Consider the following 14,308-nt stretch of genomic DNA (forward strand, 5'->3'; position numbering starts at 1 on the left):
TTGACCTTCCTGAGGATCGGGCGCAGGTTTCGCACATGCAAAATACTGACAACACGACCCCTCCGGCGCTGGACGAAATACTCTCCTTGGAAAAGCAAGTCTGGACTGCGTTGGTTGATGGCAATGCCTCGGCTGACAGGGCGCTGCTGAGCGCGGATTTTCTGGGTGTGTATCCCACCGGGTTTGCCAATCGCGACGACCATGTCGGGCAGTTTGCCGATGCGCCGACCATGGCCCGGTTTGATCTGAGCGAGACGAAACTGCGCGTTCTGACCCCGGACATTGTGTTGCTTACATATCGCGCAGACTATCAGCGCCCCGGATCCGACGCTTGGGAGGCGATGCTGATCTCGTCCCTATGGGAACGTCGCTTGGACGTGTGGGTCAACAGTTTCAGTCAGGATACTCCGTTGGAGGCGCAATGACCGGCCCGCTGACTATTCACCGCGTTCCCCGTGCCTTTGATGCCGTGCTGGGGGAGGAGGCTCTGAAGGCGGTTTCTGACATCACACCCCAACAGGGTGAGTTGATTGCAGGGGCGGCAGGGTCCAGCCCCTATCTGAAAGGTCTGATCGAGCGAGAACGAGAGTGGTTGCCGCAAGCCCTGCAGCAACCGGATCAGGCGTTGGCCGAGGTTATGGCCGCAGCCAAAGCTCTGCCACCGGATCAGTTGAAGCCGGGGCTGCGACAGGGCAAACGACAGATAGCGCTGCTGACCGCGCTGGCTGATCTCGCCGGGGCGTGGCCGTTGGAGAAGGTCACGGCGGCGCTGACAGATTTTGGCGCGTTGGCGGCGGATGTCGCGGCGAAGGCCGAAATCGCAGCGCTGATCCGGCGCGGCAAACTGCCCGGCATGGGGCCGGATGATGTCGAAACCGCCGCCGGGATGATCATTCTGGCGATGGGTAAGATGGGCGCGCATGAGCTGAACTACAGCTCGGATATCGACCTGATCGTGCTGTTCGATGAAACCCGCTTTGACCCGGATGATTTCTACGATGCGCGGCATGGCATGGTGCGTGCGACGCGTAATTTCTGTGCCACGCTCAGCGACAAAACCGCTGATGGCTATGTGTTCCGCACCGACCTACGCCTGCGTCCCGATCCCGCAGTGACCCCGGTCTGCATGGCGGCTGAGGCGGCCGAGCGGTACTACGAAAGCCTCGGTCGCACATGGGAACGCGCCGCTTATATCAAGGCGCGCGCCTGCGCCGGTGATTTGGCGGCAGGCCAGCACTTTCTGGATACGCTGCGTCCCTTTGTCTGGCGCCGGCATTTAGATTTCGCCGCCATTCAGGACGCTCATGACATGCGTCTGCGCATACGCGAGAACAAGGGCACCGGCGGCACGCTGGCCATTCCGGGCCATGACATGAAGCTGGGGCAGGGCGGCATTCGCGAGATCGAGTTCTTCACGCAGACCCGCCAGTTGATTGCCGGAGGGCGCGACCCGGATCTGCGGGTGCGCGGCACCGTGCCCGGTTTGGCCGCGTTAGCCGAAAAAGGCTGGGTGCCGCAGGAGGTCGCCGACAAGCTGACCGATCACTACCGCGCCCACCGCGAGGTCGAGCACCGCATCCAGATGGTCCACGACTCGCAGACCCATAAGGTGCCGCAATCACCGGACGGGATCGAACGTGTCGCGTGTTTGATGGGGATCGACAGCACCGAGCTGACCGCCGACCTGACCCGTCGCCTGACCGAAGTGCATGAGCTGACCGAAGGGTTTTTTGCCCCCGGATCCTCGACCCCGGCGCCGGTCAAAGAGGCTGAATTCGACCAAAGCATTCTGGCGCGCTGGCCCACCTATCCGGCGCTGCGCTCGCAGCGGGGCGCGCGGATTTTTGAACGGTTGAAGCCTGAACTGCTCTCGCGCCTGTCTAAAACCGCAAAACCGGATGAGGCATTACTGGCGTTAGACGGATTCCTCTCCGGTTTGCCTGCCGGGGTGCAGCTGTTTTCTCTGTTCGAAGCCAACCCGCATCTGATCGACCTGCTGGTGGATATCGTGGGGACCTCGCACGCGCTGGCGGGACACCTGTCGCGCAACGCCGCCGTATTTGATGCCGTAATTGGCGGTAGTTTCTTCGATGATTGGCCGGGGCAGGCAGTTTTGCAGACAGAGTTGTCGCAGGCGTTGGAGCAAGAGGCGGACTATGAAACGCAGCTGGACTACGCCCGCCGCTGGTGCAAAGAATGGCATTTCCGCATCGGGGTTCATCACCTGCGCGGGCTGATCGACGGAGCGCAGGCCGGACAGCAATATGCCGAACTGGCCAGCGCGGTGATCGCCGCGATCCTGCCTTGTGTCGTTGAGCAATTCGCCAAGAAGCATGGCCCCGCTCCGGGGCGTGGTGCGGCGGTTTTGGGCATGGGATCGATTGGGGCAGGGCGGATCAACTCGCAATCTGATCTGGATATGATTGTGATCTATGATCCGCAGGATCAGGATATGTCGGATGGCCCGCGCCCTCTGGCCACGCGCACCTATTACGCCCGGTTCACGCAGGCGCTGATCACGGCGCTGTCGGCGCCGATGTCGCAAGGACGGCTTTACGATGTCGACATGCGCCTGCGCCCCTCGGGCAATCAGGGGCCGGTGGCCACAAGCTGGGCCAGCTTCACTAACTATCAGCAGAACGAAGCCTGGGTGTGGGAGCATCTGGCCCTGACCCGCGCCCGCGTCGTAGCAGGGGACGCCGAGTTGGCGCAGGATATAGAAACCTTCCGTGCCGATTTCCTGGCACAGCCCGAAGATCGCGAAAAAGTACTCCGTGAAGTGGCAGAGATGCGCGTTCGTCTGGCGGCGGCCAAATCTCCGGCCGGGATCTGGGATGCTAAGAACGGCGCAGGCCGGATGATGGACATTGAACTGGTGGCGGAAACCGGGGCGCTACTCTCGGGCGTTGCGCAGCGCGACGTACAGTGCGGGCTGGAAGGCGCTGTCGCTGCGGGCCTGCTGGACGTCGCTCAGGCGCAGACGTTGAAAGAGTGCTACGATCTATTCTGGTCAGTGCAATGCGCGGCCCGGCTGCTGTCGGGCAAGGTGATCGAGGCCGACAAGATCGGCGAGGGCGGCGCGGCCTTTCTGTGCCGCGCCACCGGGTTCGAACAGGTTGAACAGCTTCAGGCCGCCTTGCAGGACAGTTACACCACCGCCGCCGGGGTTATTGGCAGCGTGATCCAGGAGGGGAAAGATGCCGCGCAGTGACGATCCGAATGATCACAAGGGCCTGATCCGAGAGGCCTATCGCATCGACGGCATCACGCTGCCTGAATGCCGCAGCATCTTTCTGGACTGGGCGCTGAGCTTGCCGGTAGAGCGCGACCAAAAACAGGCCCTGACCGAGCTGCACACCATCTACGCCGCGCAAGAAGCCGATCATCCGATGACGCAAGTTTTGGCCGAGGGACTGCAATCGGCACAGGCGCCGAAACGTCGCGGTGGCTGGCGATCTCGCCCTCGCTAGGGCTTTCCCCTCGGCGCGATCCTCACTATGAGGGCGTCATGACCCAAGCTACTGATCGCCCCCGTATTCGACTGAAGCCCAAAGCCAATGCGCGCGGTCTGCGCCATGGCTTCCCGTGGGTCTATGCCAATGACATCGTCACAGACCGCCGGACCCGTAAAATTTCGGCGGGTGCCTTGGCTGTGCTTGAGGATGAAAAGCGCGCACCCATCGCTCTGGTCGCGGTGAACCCCGAATCCAAAATCATGTGCCGTGTTCTGGATCGCGATCTGGACGCCGAGCTGAACGCTGCATGGTTTGAAACCCGCTTGCGCCGCGCGTTGGAAATGCGCGAGCGCCTGTTCGGCGCGTCGTACTACCGCCTGATCCACGCCGAAGCAGACGGCTTTCCTGGCGTGATCATCGACCGGTTCGGCGACGCTTGTGTGATCCAACCCAATGCCGCCTGGGCCGAGGCGCATCTGGACACGCTGACCGAGGCCCTGGTCCGTGTCACCGGGGTGACGACAGTGTTGAAAAACGCCTCGGGCAGAACCCGGGGATTGGAGGGGCTGGACGACGTCAACCTTACCCTGCGGGGCACCGCGCCGGATGCACCGCTGCCTGTTCCGATGAACGGGGCCACCTATATGGCCGACCTGACCGGTGGTCAGAAAACCGGCCTGTTCTACGATCAGCGCCCCAACCATGCCTTCGCCGCGCGACTGGTACAGCCCGGCGCAAAGGTGTTGGACGTGTTCAGCCATGTCGGTGGGTTTGGATTGGCAATGCTGGCCGCAGGGGCCGCGCAGGCCGTGTCCGTTGATGGCTCGGCCGCAGCACTTGATTTGGCCACACAGGGCGCGGATGCCTCAGGCTGCGCTGACCGCTTTCAAAGCCGACAGGGCGATGCCTTTGACGTGCTGACCCAACTGGGTGAAGAGGGTGCGCAATTCGACGTGGTCATCTGCGATCCGCCCGCCTTTGCGCCCTCGAAACAGGCGCTGGATGCGGGGCTTCGCGCTTATGAACGCGTGGCGCGACTGGCTGCGGCGCTGGTGAAGCCTGGCGGTTATCTTGGCCTGTGTTCCTGTTCCCACGCCGCCGATCTTGGTCGTTTCCGCGACGCCTCATCACGCGGCATTGGCCGGGCAGGGCGTCAGGCGCAATTGATTCACACCGGTTTCGCCGGACCTGACCATCCGCAACTGCCACAACTGGCCGAAAGCGGCTATCTCAAAGCCGTGTTCTATCGGCTGTGAAGGCGGTTCTGGATACCTGTGTCATCTACCCCACGGTGATGCGAGAGATGCTGCTAGGTGCCGCACGACTGGGTCACTTTACCCCGGTCTGGTCGGCTCGCATCCTCGAAGAATGGGCCCGTGCTGCCCGCAAACTGGGCCCTGAAGGTGAGGCACAAGCCCGAGCCGAAATCGCCCTTGCCCAAGCTCATTGGCCAGACGCAGAACGCAAGGCCCAGCCGGGTGTGGAGCAGCGCCTCTGGTTACCCGACAGCGCCGATATTCACGTTCTCGCAACGGCTGTCACGGCTTCGGCGGATGTTATTGTCACCGTCAATGCCAAGGATTTTCCGAGAAATATCCTATCGGAAGAAGGGCTAGAGCGCCGCGACCCTGACGGCCTGCTACAGAGCTTTTGGCAAATCGACCCGGATGGCATGGCCAACACAGCCGGCCGCGTTTTGGCCGAAGCCAATCGTCTGTCTGGTGACCAGTGGACCCTGCGCGCCCTGATGAAAAAAGCCCGCTTACCGCGTCTGGGTAAAGCTCTCAGCCAATAGCCTCGGATCCATTTTCATCTGGCTAAAAGTATCCCGGGGAGTTGCCATGGGTTCGAGCGCCAATAGCGGCGGGCTCTCCCCTCGCGGCGCAACCTACTTCCCCGTGTCCCAACGTTGCTCAAGCGCTTCAAGCGCCGCAATTCGCTCATTGGTGTTCGGGTGGCTCATCAACCACGCCGGAACCATTCCGGCGCGTTGTTGGGTCAGATCTTCCAGCTTGTGAAACAGAGACTTCTGCGGTCCGATCCCGATCCCAGCCTTGGTCAGCAAAGCAGCGGCATATTCGTCGGCCTCATATTCATCCCCGCGCGACAGACGCGAGGCCAACAGATGCGTCAGCATGTTGGCGATCCACGCGCCTATAAACGGGATGAATCTGGCAAACAGCATCATTAACGCGGCCCGCAATGCGTTCTGGCCGGAAAAATCGATCATCCGCCGCCGCGCGTGCCCCAGCGCTACATGCCCCAGTTCATGCGCGATCACGCTGGTCATTTCCTCGGCCGAAACCTCTCCGTTTCGAAACTTACGATAGAACCCGCGTGTGATGAAAATCCGTCCATCCGGAGCCGCCAGCCCGTTCACCGGATCGATCTCATAGATGTAGACCGGCACCCGTTCGATCTCTAACGCAGCCGCTAGTCGGTCGGTCATGCGTTTCAGCACGGGGTCCGCCAGTTCGGTCGATTTGGCGTCCAACTCACGGTGCGTGCGCCAGACAGAGACCCGGTACATCACAAGGGCATAGGCGATGGCCAGAAGGATCGGGGTAAATCGTAGCATCCCTTAGATATGGCTCTGGGTAAGGGGATAAGCAACCGTGCAAGACGGTTTGTGTCGCAACACGCGACCGCGTCTAACTTTCGTCAGGTTTCCCGTTTAGCACGAACATCGCATTCAGCTTTCAATGGAGAGATTTGGGTATGAGAAATTTCTGTTTCCGAGTTTACAACTCCTGTCGGCGATCACTGGGGCACTACGGCATTCTATTGTCGCTCTTAGCTGTCGGCTCCTTGTATCACGGTTGGACACAGGGTTTTGACGTCGGTCCATTGCCCTATCTTGTGTTAATAGTATTTGGGGCAGGTGTGTTGATGAGCATGCCGAGACTGACACCCAATTGGCTGGCCAATCCAAATGGATTGGTGAAAGGACTGCTTATATTTATTGGCTCGGGCCCGCTGGCTCTGCTCTACGGTATCGTCGCCGTAAGCGTTGTCGCCCCATTTGGATTGCCGGTTCCCGTGGGTAAAATGTTGACCTTGATAATCGCATTTCCCGCATTGGCGTATTGGACCGTGATGAGCTTTGCTGGGTTGTTCTACGCGATTTTACCTGACAATGGCCAAAACAACCCAGAGGATGGGTCAAATGCTTCGCCACCACCGCTGCAACCAGCAATAAGCAGCGACCTGCGCAGCCTGCGACGCTCACGAATGAAGGTGTAACCGCCGCTTAGCGCGTCAGTTCCCGCATTCCCTGCTCAAGACCGGCCAAGGTCATAGGTACCATGCGGTCCTCGAAAATCTCTTGGATCATACCAATCGAGTGGGTGTAGCCCCAGTATTTCTCTGGCACAGGATTGATCCACAGGTTTGATTGCCACTGCTCCCGTGCGCGTTGCAGCCAGACCTGACCGGCTTCCTGGTTCCAATGCTCGTTGGCGCCGCCGGGATAGGCGATCTCATAGGGGCTCATCGACGCGTCGCCGACAAAGATGCATTTGTAGTCGGAGCCATAAGTCCGCAGCACCTCATGCGTCGGGGTCTGTTGGTCCCAACGGCGGCGGTTGTCACGCCAGACGCCTTCGTAAAGGCAATTGTGGAAGTAGTAATATTCCAGATGCTTGAACTCGGTGCGCGCGGCCGAAAACAACTCCTCCACTACCTTGATATGCGGGTCCATTGATCCGCCCACGTCCAGAAACAGCAGCACTTTAACGGCGTTGTGGCGTTCGGGGCGGGTTTTGACGTCCAGATAGCCGTGCTCGGCCGTGGCGCGGATTGTGCCGTCCAGATCCAGTTCCTCGGCCGCCCCCTCGCGCGCCCAGCGACGCAGGCGTTTCAGGGCGACCTTGATGTTGCGCGTGCCCAATTCAACGGTGTCGTCCAGGTTCTTGAATTCACGCTTATCCCAGACCTTGACCGCACGCTGATGGCGGCTTTCCTTCTGGCCGATGCGGACGCCTTCAGGATTGTAGCCATAGGCCCCGAATGGGGACGTCCCGGCGGTGCCGACCCACTTGTTGCCACCCTGATGCCGGCCTTGCTGGTCTTTCAAACGCTCGCGCAGCGTCTCCATCAGCTTGTCAAAGCCACCGAGCGCTTCGATCTCGGCTTTTTCTTCTTCGGACAGGTGCTTTTCGGCCATCTTGGCAAGCCAGTCGGCCGGGATATCGACGGCCTCGAGCACCTGATCAAAGCTGATCTCGTTTAGCCCTTCAAAGCTGGCGGCAAAAGCGCGGTCGAACTTGTCGATGTTGCGTTCGTCTTTCACCATCGAGACGCGGGCGAGATAGTAGAACGCCTCGACATCATAGGTGGCCAGCCCCTTTTTCATGCCCTCCAGAAATGTCAGGTATTCCCGCAGGGATACGGGAATGCCAGCTTTGCGGAGGTTTTCGAAAAAGGGCAGGAACATCGGTTACACCACGAACCTGACAAGGATCAGCGACAGCACCAGCCCGACCAGCGCAAAGGCGATGCCGTATCCGGCCGCGTATTGGGCCATATCCGCCCGATTGCCATTGCGTTTGCGCGCCGTCAGCGCCCCAAGGATTGCCCCCAGTATCGCCATTCCCAAAACCACGACCATGCGTTATCCGCCCCTGTTGTTGTTGGGGGGTCCTTCCGCAACGTCCTGCATCAGCGACCGGACCACCGTTTCCGAGCCGAAGCCGTAGCGCGCCCATCCCAGACTGTCCAGCCTGACGGAACGTGCCTGCGCAGTCCGACCGGCTTGGTTAAGCGCTTCGGATTTCAGCAACAGAAGTGTGGCGAGTTGCGAGGCATTTTCGGCCCGTGTCATCACAGCGATGGCTTTGTCCAGTTCTGGCAGAACCTCGGGGCCTTTGCCTTGCGCCAGCGCATAGGCGGCGGTCTGGGTGGTGATATAGGCCTGATGGACTTCGGTTCCGGGGGTGGCACGCAGGAATTGCAAGGCGATCTGATAGTTGCGCAGCGCCTCTTGCGGATTGTCGAACTGCCCCATGCGGCCCATCACGTAATAGGGATAAGCGCGGCGATGGTCGGTCCAGCCTTGTTCCTGACCGATCCGGGCGGCCAGTTTGGCGTCTCGCATACGTCTTTTGGTCCCGCGTGTCGGTCGCAGAGATTTTTGGATCGCGTTGATCCATTCACGCGGTGTCTCGGACACGGGTTGCGCAGGCAGAGCCTCCCCGCGCGGGTTCAGGCGGCTGAGAATTCCGGGCAGGGCGGCTTCGACCTGTTCGCGGGTCATGCCGCTGCGCAGTTCGGGCGCATAGGCCGTGCGCAGGATTAACATGTCGAACCCGGTCAGAACGGTATGGATATTGTCGTCATTGAAAACCGAATCCGGCAGGTGATACAGGTCGTTCAATGGCCCAAGCGCCTGCGCGATCTCTTCGTGCAGGCAGTCGCGCTTTTCCTGTGGGCTGACGTCGTAGGGGATGAAAACCCCCAGGCGTTCGCGGCTGCGAAGGCGGGACCAGCTGCTTTTTTGCTTGCGCCGGTCGCGGCGGTATTCCTCAAAGCTCGAGGCGTTGGGAACCACGAAACAGGCAGCCTGCGGCAGGATGGCATGGATATCGTCTTGGCTGACGGCCTCGATGGTGATGTTGGCCGTACCGTCAGAGATTTGGCTGATGTTGATCCCGGCTTCACGACGCAGGCGGTTCAGCAAGCGGGTCAGGTCGCGCTGCATCGACGGGGTGGGGGCCCCTGTTAGGCGCACGGTGATCGGGTTTTCGAACCGGGTGAAGACCGGCAGTTGCGCACCACCTTCCAGCGCGAAATGCAAGGATACGAAATCAGCCGCAATATTTGCATTCGACCGGCCTGCGGGTGTCGGGGCTGAACGGGTGAAGCTTTTGGCCGGTGGCAGTTTTTCCTCAAGAACCTGAACGCGGGTCGGGACCTCGGTTGGCTCGACCGCCGCGCAGCCCGCCAACGAAAAGGCGGCAAGGAGGGCGGCCCATCGCATCACGGGCGCTGATACCGGATGAACGGGGTCTGTTTGCCGATGCGATCATACAGCTTGCGCGCCGTGTGGTTGAAGTCTTGTGTCAGCCAATAAACGGAAGAGGCGTTTTGCCGGTCGGCCTCGTCATACACCGCTTGGATCAATGCTCGCCCAACGCCAGTGCCGCGCGCCTCGGGCCGCGTGAACAGGTCTTGCAGATAGCAGGTGTTTTCGACCTTCCAGGCGTGGCGGTGAAACAAGTAGTGGGTCAGACCCAGCAGTTGCCCGTCTTTTTCCGCGACAAAGCACGAGAATTCATGCGGGTCGTCATCCAGCAGGCGGGCAAAGGTGGTGTCATAGACCTCATCCGGCGCCGTCGTTTCATAAAACGCCAGATAGTCGCGCCACATCTCGGACCATTCCGAGCGGTCTTCGGGCCGCAAGGCGCGGATGGTCGGAGTGTCAGCCATTCAGAGTGTCCCGTCTTGTCCGGTCAAACATAGCCCGGATGCGCCGGACCGCCACCTGCAATGCTGACAGCCCGACCAGCCCAACGCAAGCGGCGATCACCGAAGGTTCAACAGCCTTAACGTTTGGCGCGCGCCATAAAGGCCAGACGTTCGAACAGGTGCACGTCTTGTTCGTTCTTCAGCAGGGCGCCGTGAAGCTTGGGTAGGGCGTTTGCTCCGTCGCGCTTGAGGTCCTCGGAGGTCAGATCTTCGGCCAGCAACAGTTTCAGCCAGTCCAGCACCTCGGATGTCGAAGGCTTTTTCTTCAGCCCCTGCGTTTCGCGGATTTCGTAGAACTGGGTCAGCGCGGTGGTCAGCAGCGCATCCTTGATGCCAGGGTGGTGCACTTCGACGATCCGGCGCATGGTCGCCTCGTCCGGGAAGCGGATGTAGTGGAAGAAACAGCGACGCAGAAACGCGTCCGGCAATTCCTTTTCGTTGTTCGAGGTGATGATCACGATAGGGCGGTGTTTGGCGCGAATGGTCTCACCTGTCTCGTAGACGTGGAACTCCATCTTATCGAGTTCCTGCAGCAGATCGTTTGGAAACTCGATATCGGCTTTGTCGATCTCATCGATCAGCAAAACGACCTTTTCTTCAGCGTCAAATGCCTGCCACAGCTTTCCCTTGCGGATATAGTTCGACACGTCATGCACGCGCTCTTCGCCCAACTGGCTGTCGCGCAATCGGCTGACCGCATCATATTCATACAGGCCCTGTTGGGCGCGTGTGGTGGACTTTACATTCCACTCGATCATCGTCAGCCCAAGTGCGCCAGCCACTTGTTTGGCCAGTTCGGTTTTGCCGGTGCCGGGCTCACCCTTGACCAAAAGCGGGCGTTCCAACGTAACGGCAGCGTTAACCGCAATGGTCAGGTCATCGGTGGCAACATATTCTGCGGTGCCTTGGAAACGTGCGGTCATGGGCCCCTCGTGTGGTTTCGCGCAATCTGTGTTGTTCGGGTTACAGAGAGGCGATGATTTTGACAAGCACGTCGCGGCGTCCGGCAGGGCGAATTTGTCAGTGACTCCAGTCCCTTTTGCGTGATTCGAGCGAAACAGGATGACCTTTCCGGTGTGTTGTGCCGCAAAAATGCCCAATGTTTTCCGCAGAAAAACAAGGTTTTGTTGTTACATGTCTCATATTTAGACAAGTCCGGAACGTGACGTATCAAGACGACGTTTGTGTAGTGACATTCGTACGTGCGTCGGATAAACGCTCCGCAGAAGGGAGAGCCAAATGTCAGGTGAAACAACGACAACCGACGTTTCTGGCCATACCGAGGGAGCAAAGATGAAGCAGGAAGTTTTTCTGCCGGAGGATTACCGTCCGGCCGAAGATGAGCCTTTCATGAATGACCGTCAGCTTGAGTATTTCCGTCGCAAGCTGCTGGATTGGAAGAACGAACTATTGGCGGGCAGCCGCGACACAATCGAAGGGCTGCAGGACAACACCCGTAACATTCCGGACGTTGCCGACCGCGCGAGCGAGGAAACGGACCGCGCACTGGAACTGCGCACCCGCGACCGCCAGCGCAAGCTGGTGGCCAAGATTGACTCGGCCCTGCGCCGCATCGACGAGGGTGAGTACGGCTATTGCGAGATGACGGGTGACCCGATCTCGCTGAAACGTCTGGATGCGCGTCCAATCGCGACCATGACGCTTGAGGCACAAGAACGCCACGAGCGCCGCGAGAAGGTCCACCGCGACGATTGATCGCTGGGAAATTCTGTAAAACTCGAACGCCGGGGCCTGTCGCTCCGGCGTTTTTGCGTTAAGGCAGTGCCATGAATATCGACGGTCTGAAATTCAATGTCATCGGTGGTGGCATCGGGGGGCTGGCGGCAGCTCTGGCGCTGCGGCAACGTGGGGCGCAGGTTACGGTTCTGGAACAGGCCGCAGCCCTGACCGAGGTTGGCGCAGGCCTTCAGATCAGCGCCAACGGCATGGCAGTTCTGCGCGCGTTGGACGTGGTAGGAGGCGTGCCCGAAGACGGTCAGCTGTCGCATGGAATGGTTTTGCGTGATTATCGCAGGGGCCGCGTGATCAGCCGTGTTCCCGCGCCTGCGGCCGGTCCGACTTATTACTATCACCGGGCTGACCTTCTGGATTTGCTGTACCGGGCGGCGCGGGATGCAGGCGTCGATATCCGGCTGGGCGCGCGTGTGACGAGTGTCGTCAAACATCCAAGCGAGGCCGATGTTGTGCTGGACAGCGGCGAACGGTTGCGGTCGGAATGCGTGATTGCAGCAGACGGAGGGCGCAGCACAATCCGCCCAATCCTGAACGGCCCCGAGGCACCTCAGTTCACCCATCAGATCGCCTGGCGCGCAACGATCCCCTGGTCGCAACGTGAAGAGATGCCACGTGCATCGTTGACCATGGGCCCCGGCCGGCATGTGGTCACGTATCCATTGCGCGATCAGCACCTGATGAATGTGGTCGCGATTGAAGAACGCTCGGACTGGCAAGACGAGGGCTGGCGCCTGAAAGGGGATACCGAAGATTTACGCGCGCGGTTTGCCGATTTTGGCGGGCCGGTGCGGGAAATCCTGTCTGACGTGACCGAAGCCCACCTGTGGGCCTTGTTCCTGCGTCCGGTCGCGCAAAACTGGCAAAACGGGCGTCTGGCGTTGCTGGGGGATGCCGCGCACCCAACCTTGCCGTTCATGGCGCAAGGGGCTTGCCTGGCGTTAGAGGACGCCTGGGTGTTGGCCCGATCTTTCGAAGATCAATCAGGCGCGACGCAGGCTCTTGCGATGTACGAAAACCGTCGCCGTCTCAGGGCAAAACGGGTGGTCGATGCAGCCGGAGCAAACGCGCGCAACTTCCACCTGCGGGGGCCCATGCGCCTGGCGGCGCAAGCGGCGCTGATGGCCATTGGTCCTCAGCTTTCAAGGAAATTCGACTGGATTTACGCGTACGACGCGACCGCGTAATCGGTTACAGGTCCAAATCAACCCAAACCGGGACGTGATCTGAAGGCTTCTCTTGTCCGCGCACGGCAGCGTCGATTTGACAGTCGCGCATCAGATCAGCGGCCTGCGGTGTCAGCAGAAAATGGTCGATACGAATGCCGTCGTTCTTGTTCCATGCGCCGGCTTGGTAATCCCAAAAGGAATAATGCCCGGGGCCTTGCGTGCGAGCCCGAAACGCCTCGGTAAAACCTAGATTGAGGATTTTGCGAAACGCGGCACGGCTTTCAGGGCGGAACAAGGCGTCCTCGCGCCAGGCATCGGGGTGGGCGGCGTCTTCAGCTTGGGGGATGATGTTGTAATCGCCAGCCATAAGCGCCACTTCTTCACTGGCCATCAAATCACGAGCACGCTGATACAGCCGCTCCATCCACGCCAGCTTATAGTCATATTTCGGACCGGGTGTCGGGTTGCCGTTTGGCAGATACAGCCCACAGACCCGCAACGCCTGTTTGCCAATCACGGTCGCTTCGATCCACCGCGCCTGTTCGTCTTCATCATCGCCGGGCAGGCCCCGTGAGACATCCTCGAGCGGGAGTTTCGAAAGGATGGCTACACCGTTAAAGCTCTTCTGCCCATGAGTTTCGACGTTATAGCCGCGTTCCTCGAACATCTCGCGCGGGAAGTTTTCGTCGACCGATTTGATTTCCTGCAGCAAAACGACGTCAGGCTGGGCGTCGTCAAGCCATCGGGGCAGGGCTTCGGCCCGCGCTTTGATGCCGTTGATGTTGAACGTGGCGATTTTCATGCGCGATCCTCCGATAGCTTGTGGCAACCTATCGCGCAGAACGGGCCCAACAGCAAGGCGGATGGCTGGGTAGCGAGGCTCTGCCTCGCGCTCCGGGAAAATTTTTACCAGATGAAGAACGGATCATTAGCTAAATTGGTGGAAATGGGTTTTCCGATGCAGGCGGGGAAGTCGATGATCGCGTCAGGTGTAACTCTCCGGCGGATGGTCGGAGAGCGGATCCCTTGCTTCATTTAGCAAAAAATATCCTGGGGGTGTGGGGACATAGCCCCCACTGATACCTACATCGAAAAAGATGTACCGCAGCCGCAAGAAGAGGTTGCGTTGGGGTTTTCGATCACAAACCGCGCGCCGATCAGTTCCTGGGTGAAATCAATCACGGCGTTTTCCAGAAACGGTAGGGAAATCGAGTCGACAATAACTTTTTGACCTTTGCCTTCCAGCACAAGGTCGTCGTCTTTCGGCTCATCCAATGCGATTTCGTATTGAAAACCGGAACATCCGCCGCCTTCCACTGCGACGCGCAGGGCTTGTCCCTGATCCGCCGCACCGATCTCGGCCAGGCGATCAAAGGCGCGTTCTGTGACTGTTGGGGGCAGATTCATGCCGGACTCCAAAGGTTTATTTCCTTACCGCAGTACAATATATGAAACCTAAGGACAGGC

16 protein-coding genes are annotated in these 14,308 nt (G+C 59.7%); 8 read left to right on the top strand and 8 right to left on the bottom strand.

Annotated features, from left to right (window positions below):
* Positions 1–35: 35 nt before the first annotated feature.
* The 5 genes from ACXAGD_RS05940 to ACXAGD_RS05960 are packed head-to-tail and all read left to right on the top strand — an operon-like array spanning position 36 to position 5,250.
* Complete coding sequence (locus tag ACXAGD_RS05940) at positions 36–425, top strand: DUF4440 domain-containing protein (protein WP_475209051.1); 390 nt, start codon at positions 36–38, stop codon at positions 423–425.
* A complete protein-coding gene (locus ACXAGD_RS05945; protein ID WP_475209052.1) occupies positions 422–3,211 on the top strand; it encodes a [protein-PII] uridylyltransferase family protein in 2,790 nt (929 codons plus the stop codon). Before ACXAGD_RS05940 ends, ACXAGD_RS05945 begins: the two co-directional genes overlap by 4 nt.
* Positions 3,198–3,470, top strand: a complete 273-nt coding sequence (locus ACXAGD_RS05950) for a hypothetical protein (RefSeq protein WP_475209053.1) — start codon at positions 3,198–3,200, stop codon at positions 3,468–3,470. The genes ACXAGD_RS05945 and ACXAGD_RS05950 overlap by 14 nt, the downstream gene beginning before the upstream one ends.
* Positions 3,471–3,508: 38 nt before the next feature.
* Positions 3,509–4,711, top strand: a complete 1,203-nt coding sequence (locus ACXAGD_RS05955; RefSeq protein WP_475209054.1) for an RSP_2647 family RNA methyltransferase — start codon at positions 3,509–3,511, stop codon at positions 4,709–4,711.
* Positions 4,708–5,250, top strand: a complete 543-nt coding sequence (locus ACXAGD_RS05960; protein WP_475209055.1) for an RSP_2648 family PIN domain-containing protein — start codon at positions 4,708–4,710, stop codon at positions 5,248–5,250. Before ACXAGD_RS05955 ends, ACXAGD_RS05960 begins: the two co-directional genes overlap by 4 nt.
* Positions 5,251–5,343: 93 nt before the next feature.
* Here the strand turns inward: ACXAGD_RS05960 and ACXAGD_RS05965 are convergent, their stop codons facing one another.
* Positions 5,344–6,033 (bottom strand): M48 family metallopeptidase, encoded by a 690-nt coding sequence (locus tag ACXAGD_RS05965; RefSeq protein WP_475209057.1) that lies wholly within the window; start codon positions 6,031–6,033, stop codon positions 5,344–5,346.
* Between the two features lie 269 nt (positions 6,034–6,302).
* Here ACXAGD_RS05965 and ACXAGD_RS05970 point away from each other — a divergent pair, with 269 nt between their 5' ends.
* Positions 6,303–6,698 carry a hypothetical protein gene (locus tag ACXAGD_RS05970; RefSeq protein WP_475209058.1) on the top strand — a complete coding sequence of 132 codons (396 nt, stop codon included), beginning with the start codon at positions 6,303–6,305 and terminating at the stop codon, positions 6,696–6,698.
* Between the two features lie 7 nt (positions 6,699–6,705).
* Here ACXAGD_RS05970 and ACXAGD_RS05975 read toward each other — a convergent pair whose 3' ends face one another.
* The 5 genes from ACXAGD_RS05975 to ACXAGD_RS05995 form a co-directional block, all read right to left on the bottom strand.
* Positions 6,706–7,890 (bottom strand): vWA domain-containing protein, encoded by a 1,185-nt coding sequence (locus tag ACXAGD_RS05975; RefSeq protein WP_475209059.1) that lies wholly within the window; start codon positions 7,888–7,890, stop codon positions 6,706–6,708.
* Positions 7,891–7,893: 3 nt separating this feature from the next.
* Positions 7,894–8,064, bottom strand: a complete 171-nt coding sequence (locus tag ACXAGD_RS05980; protein WP_475209061.1) for a hypothetical protein — start codon at positions 8,062–8,064, stop codon at positions 7,894–7,896.
* Positions 8,065–8,067: 3 nt separating this feature from the next.
* A complete protein-coding gene (locus ACXAGD_RS05985) occupies positions 8,068–9,432 on the bottom strand; it encodes a DUF2927 domain-containing protein (RefSeq protein WP_475212508.1) in 1,365 nt (454 codons plus the stop codon).
* Complete coding sequence (locus ACXAGD_RS05990) at positions 9,432–9,881, bottom strand: N-acetyltransferase family protein (protein WP_475209062.1); 450 nt, start codon at positions 9,879–9,881, stop codon at positions 9,432–9,434. The genes ACXAGD_RS05985 and ACXAGD_RS05990 overlap by 1 nt, the downstream gene beginning before the upstream one ends.
* A gap of 116 nt (positions 9,882–9,997) precedes the next feature.
* Positions 9,998–10,843, bottom strand: coding sequence for an AAA family ATPase (locus ACXAGD_RS05995; protein WP_475209063.1), 846 nt, complete (start codon positions 10,841–10,843; stop codon positions 9,998–10,000).
* A 370-nt stretch (positions 10,844–11,213) separates the two neighbouring features.
* Between ACXAGD_RS05995 and dksA the strand changes: the two genes are divergently transcribed.
* The gene (dksA, locus tag ACXAGD_RS06000) at positions 11,214–11,636 is read left to right on the top strand and encodes an RNA polymerase-binding protein DksA (RefSeq protein WP_039531267.1); all 423 of its coding nucleotides are present in this window, start codon (positions 11,214–11,216) and stop codon (positions 11,634–11,636) included.
* A 71-nt stretch (positions 11,637–11,707) separates the two neighbouring features.
* On the top strand, positions 11,708–12,859 hold the full coding sequence (locus ACXAGD_RS06005; RefSeq protein WP_475209064.1) for an FAD-dependent monooxygenase: 1,152 nt from the start codon (positions 11,708–11,710) through the stop codon (positions 12,857–12,859).
* A gap of 4 nt (positions 12,860–12,863) precedes the next feature.
* On the opposite strand, the gene xth is transcribed toward ACXAGD_RS06005, so the two are convergent.
* On the bottom strand, positions 12,864–13,643 hold the full coding sequence (xth, locus tag ACXAGD_RS06010) for an exodeoxyribonuclease III (RefSeq protein ID WP_475209065.1): 780 nt from the start codon (positions 13,641–13,643) through the stop codon (positions 12,864–12,866).
* Positions 13,644–13,924: 281 nt separating this feature from the next.
* The gene (locus tag ACXAGD_RS06015; protein WP_170348987.1) at positions 13,925–14,248 is read right to left on the bottom strand and encodes a HesB/IscA family protein; all 324 of its coding nucleotides are present in this window, start codon (positions 14,246–14,248) and stop codon (positions 13,925–13,927) included.
* Positions 14,249–14,308: the final 60 nt, after the last annotated feature.

Source organism: Ruegeria sp. ABF4_144 (assembly GCF_056160045.1).